This is a genomic window from Desulfothermus sp. (genome assembly GCF_053993635.1).
The window spans coordinates 37,287-51,469 of record NZ_JBMYBT010000013.1 but is presented as its reverse complement, the minus strand read 5'-3'; the positions used below and the strand labels follow the sequence as shown (position 1 = coordinate 51,469).

Annotated in this window: 11 protein-coding genes and 1 pseudogene; 9 read left to right on the top strand and 3 right to left on the bottom strand. The window is 35.0% G+C overall.

Going from position 1 to position 14,183, the window contains the following annotated elements; all coding sequences use genetic code 11:
* Both ACY2V1_RS01065 and ACY2V1_RS01060 read left to right on the top strand, forming a co-directional pair.
* Nucleotides 1-432 (top strand): Acyl-CoA dehydrogenase C-terminal domain-containing protein (locus ACY2V1_RS01065; protein ID WP_461832939.1); only part of this gene is annotated, 432 nt, incomplete at its 5' end.
* A 43-nt stretch (nt 433-475) separates the two neighbouring features.
* The gene (locus ACY2V1_RS01060) at nt 476-796 is read left to right on the top strand and encodes a phasin family protein (protein WP_461832938.1); all 321 of its coding nucleotides are present in this window, start codon (nt 476-478) and stop codon (nt 794-796) included.
* Nucleotides 797-866: 70 nt separating this feature from the next.
* Here ACY2V1_RS01060 and ACY2V1_RS01055 read toward each other — a convergent pair.
* The 3 genes and pseudogenes from ACY2V1_RS01055 to murJ form a co-directional block, all read right to left on the bottom strand.
* Nucleotides 867-2,153, bottom strand: a pseudogene (locus ACY2V1_RS01055) (OmpP1/FadL family transporter).
* A gap of 30 nt (nt 2,154-2,183) precedes the next feature.
* Nucleotides 2,184-4,763 carry an alpha/beta hydrolase family protein gene (locus ACY2V1_RS01050; RefSeq protein WP_461832937.1) on the bottom strand — a complete coding sequence of 860 codons (2,580 nt, stop codon included), beginning with the start codon at nt 4,761-4,763 and terminating at the stop codon, nt 2,184-2,186.
* 405 nt (nt 4,764-5,168) lie between these two features.
* Nucleotides 5,169-6,677, bottom strand: a complete 1,509-nt coding sequence (gene murJ / locus ACY2V1_RS01045) for a murein biosynthesis integral membrane protein MurJ (protein ID WP_461832936.1) — start codon at nt 6,675-6,677, stop codon at nt 5,169-5,171.
* A gap of 136 nt (nt 6,678-6,813) precedes the next feature.
* Between murJ and ACY2V1_RS01040 the strand changes: the two genes are divergently transcribed.
* The 7 genes from ACY2V1_RS01040 to ACY2V1_RS01010 all read left to right on the top strand — a co-directional run bounded on the left by ACY2V1_RS01040 (nt 6,814) and on the right by ACY2V1_RS01010 (nt 14,176).
* On the top strand, nt 6,814-7,074 hold the full coding sequence (locus tag ACY2V1_RS01040) for a DUF493 family protein (RefSeq protein ID WP_461832935.1): 261 nt from the start codon (nt 6,814-6,816) through the stop codon (nt 7,072-7,074).
* A gap of 19 nt (nt 7,075-7,093) precedes the next feature.
* On the top strand, nt 7,094-7,480 hold the full coding sequence (locus ACY2V1_RS01035; RefSeq protein ID WP_461832934.1) for an FxsA family protein: 387 nt from the start codon (nt 7,094-7,096) through the stop codon (nt 7,478-7,480).
* A 2-nt stretch (nt 7,481-7,482) separates the two neighbouring features.
* A complete protein-coding gene (locus tag ACY2V1_RS01030) occupies nt 7,483-9,327 on the top strand; it encodes a UbiD family decarboxylase (protein ID WP_461832933.1) in 1,845 nt (614 codons plus the stop codon).
* 14 nt (nt 9,328-9,341) lie between these two features.
* Nucleotides 9,342-10,415 (top strand): AI-2E family transporter, encoded by a 1,074-nt coding sequence (locus tag ACY2V1_RS01025; protein ID WP_461832932.1) that lies wholly within the window; start codon nt 9,342-9,344, stop codon nt 10,413-10,415.
* The gene (locus ACY2V1_RS01020; protein WP_461832931.1) at nt 10,405-10,662 is read left to right on the top strand and encodes a hypothetical protein; all 258 of its coding nucleotides are present in this window, start codon (nt 10,405-10,407) and stop codon (nt 10,660-10,662) included. The genes ACY2V1_RS01025 and ACY2V1_RS01020 overlap by 11 nt, the downstream gene beginning before the upstream one ends.
* Nucleotides 10,663-10,666: 4 nt before the next feature.
* Nucleotides 10,667-11,884 (top strand): BPL-N domain-containing protein, encoded by a 1,218-nt coding sequence (locus ACY2V1_RS01015; RefSeq protein WP_461832930.1) that lies wholly within the window; start codon nt 10,667-10,669, stop codon nt 11,882-11,884.
* Between the two features lie 129 nt (nt 11,885-12,013).
* Entirely contained in the window at nt 12,014-14,176 is a 2,163-nt protein-coding gene (locus tag ACY2V1_RS01010; RefSeq protein ID WP_461832929.1) for an acetyl-CoA hydrolase/transferase C-terminal domain-containing protein, read from the top strand.
* Nucleotides 14,177-14,183: the final 7 nt, after the last annotated feature.

Here is a 14,183-nt window from a genome sequence, read left to right as displayed (position 1 = left end):
TTGTACAGGGACGCAAGGATTACAAATATCTATGAAGGCACTACCCAGCTCCAGGTTCATGCAGCTATTGGAGGGGTTATAACTGGTGGGGTAATGAATCTTACAGATGAACTTATTCCCAAAATTAGTGATTTAAATCTAAAACAAGGGATTTTAGAGCTAAAGGAGTGTTTAGATAGTTGCATAAAACACATTAAAGAAGTTGGTGATTCTCAATTTCAGCACTATCATGCAAGGAGATTAGTTGAGCTAGGGATATTTTTGATAACCTCTTGTTTGCTGGCAATTGATGCTAAAAAAGAGTTACGAAAACAAAAGGTGGCAGATATATTTTTAAATAGGGCTATAGCAAAGTCCCATGAATATAAAAAGTATATCTTGTCAATTCCCCCATCAATAATTAATTTTAAAAAAGAGATTTTAGATGGTTAAATGAAACATGATTGTATAATAAATTAATAAAAGGGGGGGAAATATGTTTGATTTTTTTAAAAAAGCTATGTTTGCAGGACTTGGCACAATGGTGGTTACTAAAAAAAAGGTGTTAGAGGTTATGAAAAAATTGGAGGAAGAGGGTAAGATAAGTGCCAAGGAGGCAGAGAGCCTGACAAAAGAGATAATAGAAGCTGGAGAAAAGGAATTGGAGACTTATAAAGAAGATATTAATAATGCCTTAAAAAAGTCTCTAAGTTCCTTGGATCTTGTAAGACGTGAAGAATTTAATGAAGCCTTGAACAGAATTAGGGAACTGGAAGATAGGATTTCGAAGCTGGAACAGAAAACAGAAGGAAATTAAGGAGGGATAGGGTAGTCGCCCTACCCCTCCTGTGTTTTTAGAAGTTATAAGTAATTGTTATACCATAGCCTCAGAGTTCTCCACTTCCCTTAAGGGATACCTTGGCATCATCACCATATGTGTTATTAAGATTTACACTTTCCCCTCCAATTACTCTATCTTTTTCTGTTATAGTATACTGTAAGGTTCCATCGATTTGCCATTTCCCGAAATTTAGACCCGCGCCAATTGAATAGGTCTTTTTATCTACATCTGGCCATATACTATCATAGGTGTCGTCAGGTATTGGACTTGGATCATAAAAATAACCACATCTCAAAGTGAGGATATCTGTTAGTTTGTATTCAATACCTATTTTTTCCTGATTTGTATCCTTCCAGTCTCTTTTCATTTTTATCTCTTTTACTCCAAGGGCTTGTTGAAACATAGGATCTTTTATTTCTAATGTCTGATAATCAACCATAGACCACTGGGTCCAGACAAGGTCTGCTTCTATTGAGAGTTTGGGATTTGGGGAATATCTAAGTCCTATTTGGACCTGATTTGGATGATCCACATCGTCCAATGACACATCTGTTTTATATCTGGTGATTCCCTGGGCAGCTAATATGGCTTTCTCTGTTTGAGAGAGGTTTTTTAGTTTTAAATCGCCTTCAAAGTCTGCATCCGCCATACTACGATAGGTCACACCTATAGTAAATTGGTCAGTAATTTTGTACATAACTCCAAAATTAAATGAATAGTTAAAATCATCTGTGAGCTCAATTTTTTCTCTCACAGTGAGAGGCCACATGGCATAAGAATTTAACTAAGTTCATGCTTCTGACTTTTCTAAGGATACACCAAAACCAATAGAGAACTTCTCATTTATTTTATATCCAATTGTAGGTGTGACTGCTTCTCTGCAGTACCATGATTCATAGCAATTGTATGAACCAGGATTTTGATAAAAGTTTTCAGTATTATCCCATCTTAGGTGGAGGCCATAGGGGACGTAAGCTGTTATTGCAATGGTTATTTTTTCATTTATGGGCATGGCAAAACCAAGATGTGGGACAATAAATAATGGTGATTCATCTTCAAAATCAACAGGTCCAGCTAAGGTCGAGCCATTTTTTTCTATTTTGTAATTTTTACCCTTTAGGTATGGATCTATCATAACAGATCCAATGGAGATCTGTTTGTTTTTTATCTGAGTTAAGCCAGCTGGATTGTAGTAGACAGCATATACATCATCAGCATAGGCAGCATAAGCTCCACCAAGGGCTGTTGCCTTTGCTCCAATGCCAAATGTATCCACATTTGCTGCGAAAAGAGTATTTGAAGAGATAAGCAAGATAATACCAAAAAATAACATCAATTTTTTCATAAGTACCTCCACTAATTTTTACTGAAGATAATTAAATATAAAATCATTTATCTTATCATAGGCCCATTCTAAATTACTATTGTCTAAATAGTCTGCTGCTTCTGGATAATATTCTGGATGAACTCCAAGTAATATACCATGGGTTATCCAATTCTTATCTCCATCTCCTTTAAACATAAACCAGTTGCTGTAGTTGGTGGGATCAGAAGAACTAGGAGTAACGGTGTTAGGTCGGTCAAATCCAAGTGTATAAGCAAGTAATTTATTTGAGATATTGGAAACAACAGTGTCATGGTATGAAGTCTGTACCATAACTTTGTCATGAATAGTGTTTTTAGCAAGATATACTGGATCTGATGGATCTAAAAGTAGTTGTAAGATACCCAGAGTGATAAAATATTCGGTATTGTTCTTTGTAAGTCCCATGCTATTTAAGAGCCCCTGAATAAGCTTATTTGAAGCCTGGTCAACAAGTGCAGCAAAGTTAGCACCACCAACATTTAATACAACTTTATCAACAATATTGCTATTTAGAGATGTTGCAACAGATCCAGTAATTGAGCCCATAGATTGCCCTACAAAATATATATTTGTAGGCAGATCGGGATTTCCGTCTCCATCTATATCAAATTTACCATCTTTTATTAAATTTAAAAACATTCCTATATCAAAGTAAGATTGATATAGATTGATTCTATCCTGGCCAATATTACCAGTTAGATAATCTGCTCCTGAATTTGCAGGGTCTGTGCTCCTCTCACCATGTTTTGGAAGATCCATGGCGATTATTGGTATATTTGTTATTTTTTGCGCCAGGATTTGTGCAGCTTCTTTCTTTCCACCTAACCCATGTTGAAACACCAGCACTGAATCGGAGTATAGATTACCATTAACTACTATATAAGGAACAGATATAGAAGTTGGTGGATTGTTTGTTAGAGTTGTAATATCAAAGGAAGTAAATGCACTGCTGTTCACACTTGCAAGGCCTTTGAGAAGGCCTATGGCGCTGTTTATTTGATAGTATTCAGATGTTGCATTAGATAATTTAAGTCCAGAAATTGGAAGATCAGAAGCAATTATAAAATATTTTGAGTGTGTCCTGTTGAGGTCAGCGGCAATCAGACCAAAGTCTTGTAAACTCAATGTCTTGTCTGCAGTTGTAAATGTAAAGAGTTCCAAAATGTCATTTTTGTTAATTCCATAGGCGTTTAGAAGTGCAAAAAGAGGTGAGTACGCTTTTCTTAAGGGTTCCAAATTTTTCAAGTCTTCTGTAGTTATCTCAGACGATGATTTTAAAAGGTCAAATAGCATGCTAGATGTCAAATTTGTTCCTGACTCCAATTTAATTCCTGATTTTAGCACAACCAGATATTGGACGCCAGGATCAAGTGGCTTTAATGGAAAGATTTTAAGATAATTTCCCTCTTGCACTATCTTGATTTTATCCATGTCTACATTTTCTAAATCCAAATTGCTAATTAACTTCTGTAAATCATCAGGGGTTAATTGCGATAATGATGATAATATGCTGGGTAAATCAGTACCTGAAGGTTGCATTCCCATTTGACTAAGAGCCATATAGATAGCTCCAGCCAAAGTGGTTGTATTGATGAGGTAGATATTATTTTTTAGAGATTCTTCATCTAGTGGTGTTGTACTGCTAAGGGGGATAGCAATTGGAGAATTGCAGCTAAGACCTTTAATTCCAAGTTGGTTTATAGCTGAATACAGGGCATTTTGGGCAGGATCAGTTGAATTAGTGGGTAACATCACTTTACCATTGGTATTGGCCCAGATAATGTCATTGGGGACAGGCAAGATCTCCTTTATGGGATCGAGCACAGGGAAAACATTTACATACACAATGTCCTTTAAAGTAGATAAAACCTCTTTTTCTTTAACCGTTCCTTCTCCAATATTATCAAGAATATTTTGAATACTAGAGGTTATAGCACTAATAGTTGCATTTATGTCTAATGCTTCTTTTATCCCCTTCTTAAAGGCATTAATAATGTTGGTGTCACTATCTAAAGTGGTATCTCCCAGTTCTTTTGCAACACTGGTCATTAACACCATTTGTTTTTCAGGGTCAAGTTGAAGCTGATTTTTTAGATTGTATAAAACAGTTTCCACAGACAAGGCGATGCCTAATAATTTTGCATTAACTCCATTTGGGTCCGCAATATCTGTGTCATATGGTCCGCCAAGGTCTTCAATCTTGGATTTAAGATTTGGGTTTAATGCTACCAAAGTAGTCAATGGAGTGATATTTTTGGCACCCACAGGAGCAAGTAAGTTAAGCGCAGGTTGGCCAGTTGATTTAACAACTCCACCTTGTGACAGGAGCATACCAGATACATCATCAGGAATGGGTAAAGAAAAATATCCGTTTTCATCGGCTTTGGTGGAAACTTCACCAGAATCACATATTCTGTTCTCATTTGAGTCCATACATACAGTTGCATTGGCAACATAACTTTGAATTACTTTACCCGATACATGGGTGGCTGTGTCTTTGTCTCCACTACCTGCACAGCCCACAATCAGCAGGAGCAAAGCAAATAAAATAGGAATAAATTTTGTTACATTTTTCATGCACCTTTCTCCTTATCGGTTGGTTGGTTTTGGTTATAAACTATAGTCACTGTTAACTGAAAATATTCAATAATGTCAAGATAGCTCTCAAAAAAATAACACAATTGTTGGACTAAGTTAAATACGTGATTCGTGATTGGTGATTCGTGATTCGTAAATCGTAAATAGTGAATCGTGACTCCTATTTTCTAATCAATATTTTAGCACAAGTGCATAAATATCGGTGAATGTCAGTAAAGATGTCACCAAAAAGCTTTTTGATTTGTGTGGTTGTATTCCAAAAAACAACTAATTTTAATTTAGAAGTCTACAAAGAAATTTTATAAATATTTATGTGCTTATGCCTCCTAATCCCTGATCACTAATCATGAATCACTAATCACGCAGTTAATATTTTTACTGAGATTATTTTGTTTTTTTTATAAATCTAAAAATAAATGAGGCTTCTTCTATGTTCATGTGTGAGCAGATAAGAAGATACAAAACCCCAATTAGTGGTATAAACATGATAGAAAGGGTGTTTAAGGAAGATAGATTGAGGCAGGTTAAGTAGATAAAGATACTCAGCACACTAAAGATAAAAAGCTTTTTTTGTATCTGTATGAAGTGACCAATTTTTTGGTGGAGCGAATAGGATAACAGTATGACATTTACCCATGATGAGATTGATACAGCTAAGGCAAGACCAAAATATTTAAGAGTTTTCATAAGTAAAACTCCACTAACAAGGTTAACAATAAGGCAAATTGAAGCAACAATTGCTGGGGATTTTGTGTCTTTTAGTGCATAGAGAGAAGATACTAAAGTCCTAACTAAACTAAATGCTGGAAGTCCAAGGCCATATGCAATAAGACAAAGAGAAGTGGCATGCACACTATTTTCATTAAATGCACCTCTATAAAATAACAGTTTAATAATTGGACTTGATAGTCCCATTAAACCAGCAGTTGCTGGAAGACATATAAAAAGTATCAGGTAAAGGCTCTGGTTTAAGGTTTGTTTGAACTTTGTTATGTCCTTTTGTGCTGCAAGATGTGATAAGTCTGGAAGGGCTGCTACACTAACAGCCACTCCAAAAATGCCAAGGGGAAATTGCACCAGCCTATCTGCGTAGTATAGATAGGAAACTGATCCTGCCTGTAGATATGATGCCAGGATGGTATTTAGTACAATATTTAATTGATATACTGCCGCCCCAAACACAGATGGGAGCATGAGTTTTAGAAGTAATTTTAGTCCCTTGTGCTTTAGGTCAATCTTGCCAATCCATGAGAAATTGAATTTTTTTAATGCAGGTTGTTGCATTAAAAATTGTGAAATACCAGCAATTAATACTCCGTAAGAAAGTGCTAATGGAATATTTATCTTTTTAACATATGCAATGTATCCGCTTGCAATTAAAACTATATTTAAAATACAGGGAGCAAGTGCTGGGGATGCAAAATGTCCAAGTGAATTTAGTATTCCCATACATAGGGCAACTGCAGATATAAATATTATGTATGGAAAACATATTCTGATTAGCTTTGTGGTAAAATTAAATACATCAGGTCTGCTTTTAAAACCAGGGGCAATTAAATAAGTGATATATGGGGCAAAAATAATGGCAAAAATTGTGATTATGGTTAACACAGACAATAACCAACAAAATGTTGATCTGGCAAAACAAAATGCGGAATCTTCACCTTCTTTTAATTGGAGGTTTTTAAAAATAGGCACAAATGCCATGGTAAGAGAGCCTTCAGCAAATAGCCTCCTGAGTAGGTTTGGCACCCTGAATGCTACGAAAAAGACATCTGCCATTGCACTAGTTCCAAGGAAGTACGCAATTACAACATCTCGCAAAAAACCCAGTATCCTGCTAAGAAGTGTGGCACCAGCAATAATTGAGGTATTTTTTATTAATCTTGACATTTGATACTATTATTTTTGACAATTTTATGAATGCAACTTTATCATTGAATGATTGGTCTAAATAACATACAATTTAACGCAACAAAAGTAAAAATATTTAACATGCTAAAAAAATTAAATAACAAGAGGTGATATTATGGGGTTTACATGGACAGGATTTAAAGAAAAATTAGAGGAAATACACGTATTTCCAGAACACTATGTGTTTAAATTCATAGTGCCTGTGGATAGGAAAAAACAGGTAATAGAACTATTTCAAGGAGAGGAGGTAAAGCTCAGAAACTCAAAAAGCGGAAAATTTATTAGCATAACTGCACGGTGTTTTGTTTCCTCATCAGAAGAGGTCATATCTATTTATAAAAAAGCAGCAAAAATAGAAGGCATTGTTGCACTTTAAAACTTAAGGGAGATTATTTATGTTTCAATTAGCTTTAATCTTCTTTCTGGTTCCAATTATTGAGCTCTATTTTTTAATAAAAATAGGTTCTGTAATTGGACCATTTAACACTATTATGCTGGTTATAGTAACAGCAGTGTTTGGGGCATATCTGGCAAAAAGGGAGGGCCTTAGAACTTTATACAAGATCAGGGAAAATATGTATCAAGGTATTATGCCAACAGAAGAATTAGTTGATGCATTTATGATCTTTGTAGCAGGTCTTTTGCTACTTACCCCAGGACTTATAACAGATGTCCTTGGTCTTTGTATGTTGGTGCCTACATCTCGGGAAATATTTAAAGGATATTTAAAGAGGTGGATGAAAAATAAAATACAAAAAACAGATATATATATTGATATGTAACCATGGGATACAGTGATTTAAATTCCTGCATCAAGGATTTATACAAAAATAAAGATCTTGTTGTAATAGATATAGAAGTTGATCCAAACTTAGAAATTGCTGCAATCCAGAGAAGGATCTTTAGAAAGGGTGGACCTGCTATTTTGTTTACTAAAGTAAAAGGTACAAAATTTCCAATGGTGGGGAATCTTTTTGGCACAAAAAAGAGAATCAAATATATTTTCAGAGATTTTTTTAAAACATGGGACAAGGTTTTAAAAATTATCAAAGACCCTAAAGCCCTTATAAAGGATCCAAAGGCGTGGTACTATATTTTTAAAATGGGTTTATGTATAATGCCCAGGGTTATAAAAAAAGATATTGATGAATTTTTTAAGACCTGCAAAATAAGTGATCTTCCTTATCTTAAATCCTGGCCCATGGATGGGGGTGGATATATAACCCTCCCTCAGGTATATAGTGAAGACCCTACAAAGGGTGGTTTTAAAAATTCCAATCTTGGAATGTATAGAATTCAGTTAAATGGCAATCAATTTATTGAAAATAAAGAAGTTGGTCTTCACTATCAAATACATAGAGGGATTGCCTATCACCACCAAAAGGCCATTTTAATGGGCGAGAAATTTAAAGTAAATATCTTTGTTGGTGGTCCTCCAGCAATGACCTTTAGTGCAATTATGCCCCTTCCACAAGGTATGCCAGAGGTGTTTTTTGCATCACTAATGGCTGGGCATAGGATAAAATTTATCAAGTCTAAAGGCTCTTTGCCAATACCAGTTAATGCAGACTTTTGTATATCAGGTTATGTGAATGGGAAACAAACTAAAAAAGAAGGGCCATTTGGTGACCATCTTGGATACTATAGCCTAGTTCATGATTTTCCAGTGCTTCAGGTAGAGAAGGTGTATTACAATAAAGAAAATCCCATCTGGCCATTTACAACAGTTGGAAGACCACCTCAAGAGGATTCAATAATTGGAGATGTGATCCATGAAATTGTAGCTCCTTTTGTTGGTAAGGTTTTTAGTGGAGCTTATGAGGTACATGCAGTGGATGCAGCAGGTGTACACCCATTGCTACTTGCAATTTCCAGAGAAAGTTATGTTCCCTTTGAAGATAATAGAATTCCACAAGAAATATTAACTGCTGGTATGTCTGTTTTGGGCAATACCCAGACATCTTTGTCAAAATATGTATTTATTGCTGCAAAAGAAGATGATCCCCATCTCACAACAAAGGATATTCCATATTTTTTTACACATGTAATGGAAAGGCTAGATCCAACAAGGGATCTACACTTTATTACCAGGACAACAATGGATACCCTAGATTACTCAGGAATTAGTTTAAATCAGGGTTCAAAGGTGATAATTTCAGTTGCAGGCAAAAAGAAAAGAACTCTTACTTCAAAGTTAAATAATGATTTGCGCCTAGCAAAAGGGTTTTATAATCCCAAGATGTTTTTTAAGTCTATTTTGGTAATAAAAGGCCCTCCCCATAATCTGGACAGGGATACACATGATCCAGCCATAATAGAGTTAACTGAGAGCTTAAAAGACCAAGATCTAAAGGAAATCTGTTTTATTGTGGTTGTAGATGATGTGGATTTTACAACAAAAAATTGGGATAATTTTTTGTGGGTCACTTTTACCCGTTCAGATCCTGCTACTGATATATATGGTGTAGATTCATTTATTAGATGTAAACATTGGGGTTGTCGTGGACCAATTATTATAGATGCAAGGCTAAAAAAATATCACGCACCAGTTTTAGAAGAAGATCCAGATACTATAAACAAGATTAAAGAGTTAGGTAGACGTGGTGGACCATTGTATGGTTTAATTTAACAGGCGGAGTAAATATGTGGTTAAAGGAAAAAATAAAAGAATATCTCAATGATCCTCAAGTTTCAATCTTTTTAATTATAGTTTTTGTAGTTGCAATATCAATATATTTTTTGGGTCAATATTTAGTGCCTGTATTTACCAGTATAATGTTGGCATATATATTAGAGGGCATTATTAAACCTCTTGAAAGATTAAAAATTCCAAGAACAGTTGCAGTTATTTTAGTATTTATTTTGTTTATGACTTCATTGATTGTCTTATTTTTGTGGATAATACCACTTGCTATAAAACAGTTTTCACAGTTTTTACAGGATTTACCTGCAATGATAATTACCTGGAAGAGCCATATAAAAAACCTGTTACAAAGATATCCAAATATAATATCCAAAATTCAATTAGACACATTAACTGGTTTTATAGTGGATCAAATAAGAAGTTTGGGAAAAAATGCTTTATCTTATTCTATTTCATCCATTATGGGCATTGTAAATTTTTTAATATATCTCGTATTAGTGCCTTTAATTACATTTTTTTTGCTAAAAGATAAAAACGCTATTTTAATGTATTTAAGAAATTTATTACCAGAAAATATAGAATTTACGTCAAAGGTTTGGAGAGAAGTAAATGAAAAGATTGCTAAATTTTTGCAAGGCAAGATGTGGGAGATAGTTATTGTGTGGCTCGTAACTTATGTGTTTTTTATTATTATTCATTTGGAATTTGCATTATTGCTTAGTTTATTTATAGGGCTTTCGGTTTTAATCCCTTTTGTTGGAGCAATAGTGATGACTGTTCCAGTAGCATTGGTGGCATATTTTCAATGGGGATTTTCCAGAGAATTAGTGGTTTCAGTTTTGGGATATTCAATTATTCAATTTTTAGATGGAAATCTATTGGTCCCCATACTTATGTCAGGATTTGTTAATTTACATCCAGTTGCAATAATGTTGGGCGTTATTATATTTGGGGGTCTTTGGGGCCTTTGGGGAGTATTTTTTGCCATACCTTTGCTTACTCTGATTCACACCATAATAAAGACGTGGCCAAGAAAAACAAAAAAAATTGAGGAGGTACAAGGTGAAGGATAGTCGTGGTGTTTTCTATTATCCCGTGCCCTTAAATAAAAGGGTAAAGATGTATGTGAGGGAGGTAGACGGAGTTATTGAATTCAGGTTACACAATGATGATGACCCAAAACTCTATGAGGAACATGGGTGGATTACCTATGAGGCAGCAAGACTTGCATCAGAGATGTATAAGGGAGGAGGCATGAATCCATTGAAACTGTATGATTTAGATGCAGCAATCCATGCACTAAAATCTGAGGAAAATTAAGTTCATGATTGGTCTCTACTTTCCCGATTCACACATGTGGGGTGTTTTGTTTATCCATTTTTTCAAGGAACTAGAGGTTGATTTTGAGCTCATTGATAACACCAAACTTGATAAACTAAAGGATATAAAAGTTTTAATAGTTCCTGGGGGATTTGCATCACAAAAGGCCAGAACATTAAAAGATAGGGGGATTCAGACACTAAGGGAGTATGTGAAAACAGGTGGGATTTATATTGGTATTTGTGGAGGGGCAGGTTTGGCTCTAAATCATGGGGAGTTGAACCTTGGATTATGTCCCTTTGGTAGGAAGAATATGTCTTTGCGTCTCCCAAACTTTAGTGGACATATATGGGTTGATTTAGATCATGATGCATTTTTAGATGGCTCTTTTGTAGAGGATAAAGGGCAGATGCCAGTATGGTGGCCCTCTCAGTTTGATTGGATTCCTTCTGAAAATGTAAAAGTCTTGGCAAGATATAATGCCCCAGGAGATGACCTCTGGATTGCAGATATCCCTTATAATATCTTAGAAAAAATGGACATCTCCCATGTAGAGGATATATATGGCATAAATCTAAATTTTGAGTTACTTGTATCTGAACCATGTATTCTTATTGGGGATTATTTTAAGGGAAGATTTCTTTTAAGTTATCCCCACCTTGAGACCCCTGCGTCTGAGTTTGCCAACAGGTTTTTTGTCCATATTTTGTCTGATTTTATTCAAGATCAAATTGAATATAGAGAAATTGAGGAGCTTGATCTAAAAAACCCTAATATAAGATGGGGAGATGAAGACTTAATCTATGTTAAAAATTCTCTTATAGAGCTTATAGACAAGGCGCAGGAAAATTTTCTTATATGCTGGAGAAAGAAGTGGCTCATTGGATGGAGAAGGGGAGTTATAGGTCTGTGCTTAAACAGCCTTTTGTGTATGTGTTCATTATTGCTGGAATTTCAACCAACAGAGAGTTCCAAAGAACTTTGGAGGAGAACAAAAAAAGACTTTTTGGCTCTTTTCAATAAATTCATTCAGTCTTTTGAAGAGTATATAATATTGCAGAGACAATTTTTCCTGGAAAATACCCAACGCCCGCCGGATAAATTTGGCTCATCAAAAATCCACAACCTGCTTTTAAAATTAACAGGGCCATTTCCTGGAGATGGCGGTTTTTTTAAAGAGCTATATTGCTACTTAGAAAAAATAACTACAGCCTTGCTTTAATAATTTTGTGTTTAATATAAATTGTGCTTTCCTTTTAAAAACTTTGTTTCCTTTCTAACTTTTCTTGACATAGTAGATAAATTTTCTCATAGGATATAAAATTTAAAATCTAGTAGGGGAGTATTTATTATGGATAATCAAAGACCTTTATATTTAGACGATGTTGAAACATGTGTTGATGAAATTATAAAAAGGGTGGGCAAGGATCTTATAGTAGCAGCTCCTTTTGGCATAGGTAAGCCAAATCATCTTTTAAATGCCCTTTATCAAAGGATAAAAAAAGATAAGTCTATCCATCTAAAACTCATTACAGCCCTTAATTTAAATCCCCCATCCTGGAAAAACGAGTTAGAAAAAAGGCTCATTGAGCCCATGGTGAAAAGGCTTTGGCCTGACTATCCTGTTTTAGAATATGTGAATGAACTCTCTAATCCTCCTTCAAATTTTGAATTGATCCAGTTTTTTTTCAAACCAGGAGCCAGGCTTAACTGTGCACACTCTCAACAAAATTTTCTTTGTTCCAATTACACCCATGCAGTGAGAGATGGAATAATTCAGGGTGTAAATGTCCTTGTCCAGCAAATAAACAAAAAGGATATAAATGGTAAAAGATATTTTAGCATGAGTTCAGATCCAGATACACATCTAGAAGCCGGACAAATAATGAGAAAGGAAATTGAAAACGGCAAAAAAGGAGTTATTGTTGCCCAGACCAATGAAAAGGCCCCATTTATGTATGGCAAGGCACTGGTTGAAGAGGATTTTTACGATGTGGTTGTGGATAATAGAAAATATGATTTTGAGATGTTTCATGTGCCAAAGGAGCCCGTATTTCTTACTGACTGGACAGTAGGATTGCAAGCAAGTAGTCTTGTAAAGGATGGTGGGACACTTCAGGTTGGAATAGGCTCCCTTGGGGATGCTGTTATAAGTGGACTTGTATTAAGGCATCAAAATAATTCAGAGTATAAAAATATTCTAAATGATCTTGGTGTATTAGACACTGCTAGTGAATTAATAGGAAATTACGGAGGTACAGGCACATTTGAGGAAGGACTGCATATATCCTCGGAGATGTTTGTTGACACAATGATAGAACTTTATAAGGCAGGGATCATTAAGAGACGGGTTTATGATGATATTGCTATTCAAAAATTGGTTAATGAGGGAAAAATAAATTCAAAGATCCATCCAGATGTTCTAAAGTATTTAATGGATGAGCTTGCCATTCATCAGCAGTTGACCCAAGAAGATGTGGATTACCTGAAAAAATTTGGGATCTTTAAACAAGAAGTAGCCTTAGAAAATAATGTATTGAAAATTGGTGATAAGGAATTTTCAAATGATTTAGGTGATAAGTCAAATTTCAATGAGGTTACCAAATATTGCCTTGGAGATCATTTAAAAAATGGAATATTGATAAATGCAAGTTTTTTCTTTGGTCCTAATAAATTTTATGAGTACTTGAGGGCTATGCCTGAAGAGAGATTAAAAGAGATAAATATGAGGGGGGTTAATGAAATAAATCAACTTTATGGTGATGAAAAATTGAGATCTCTACAGAGAAAGGATGGGCGTTTTATAAATGCTGCGCTTATGGTTATGTTAAATGGGGCAATAATATCTCATACACTAAATAATTCACGGGTGTTAAGTGGTCCTGGAGGCCAGTATAATTTTGTTGCCATGGCGCATGCCCTGCCTGATGCTAGATTTGTCATAATGTTGAGGAGCACAAAAACAATTAACGGAAAAGTAATGTCTAATATTGTCTGGGAATATGGAGAAGTCACAGTTCCAAGGCACCTTAGGGATATCGTGGTTACAGAATACGGCATTGCTGATTTAAGGGGAAAAACAGACAAAGAGGTTATGATGGCCCTTTTGAATGTAACAGATTCTCGTTTTCAGGAGAAACTTCTTAAAAAGGCCAAAGAAAGTATGAAGATTCCAAAGGACTATAGAGTTCCTGATAGGTTTAGGTATAATAACCCAGAAAAAATTAATAGTGTGATGCAAAAATACAAGCAAAAGGGTGTTATAAAGGAGTTTCCTTTTGGAACTGATTTTACGAAAGAAGAATTGGTTCTTGGAAGAGCATTAAAGGCCTTGGCAAAGGAAAATGTTTTTGGCAAACTAAAACTTACCAAGACCTTGTTTACAAAAGGATCGTATCCTGCTCAAGCAAGACCTTATTTGGAGCGGATGAAATTGGATAATCCAAGTACAATAAAAGAGAAATTAATGCAAAAAGTGGTTCTTTATGCATTAAAGAATGCAAATGTTATTTAAATTATGT

What these genes read in the sequence shown, in the direction of transcription:
- ACY2V1_RS01060 (WP_461832938.1), top strand. Translation starts at nt 476, where the DNA reads ATGTTTGATTTTTTTAAAAAAGCTATGTTTGCAGGACTTGGCACAATG.
- ACY2V1_RS01050 (WP_461832937.1), bottom strand. Translation starts at nt 4,763, where the DNA reads ATGAAAAATGTAACAAAATTTATTCCTATTTTATTTGCTTTGCTCCTG.
- murJ (WP_461832936.1), bottom strand. Translation starts at nt 6,677, where the DNA reads ATGTCAAGATTAATAAAAAATACCTCAATTATTGCTGGTGCCACACTT.
- ACY2V1_RS01040 (WP_461832935.1), top strand. Translation starts at nt 6,814, where the DNA reads ATGGGGTTTACATGGACAGGATTTAAAGAAAAATTAGAGGAAATACAC.
- ACY2V1_RS01035 (WP_461832934.1), top strand. Translation starts at nt 7,094, where the DNA reads ATGTTTCAATTAGCTTTAATCTTCTTTCTGGTTCCAATTATTGAGCTC.
- ACY2V1_RS01030 (WP_461832933.1), top strand. Translation starts at nt 7,483, where the DNA reads ATGGGATACAGTGATTTAAATTCCTGCATCAAGGATTTATACAAAAAT.
- ACY2V1_RS01025 (WP_461832932.1), top strand. Translation starts at nt 9,342, where the DNA reads ATGTGGTTAAAGGAAAAAATAAAAGAATATCTCAATGATCCTCAAGTT.
- ACY2V1_RS01015 (WP_461832930.1), top strand. Translation starts at nt 10,667, where the DNA reads ATGATTGGTCTCTACTTTCCCGATTCACACATGTGGGGTGTTTTGTTT.
- ACY2V1_RS01010 (WP_461832929.1), top strand. Translation starts at nt 12,014, where the DNA reads ATGGATAATCAAAGACCTTTATATTTAGACGATGTTGAAACATGTGTT.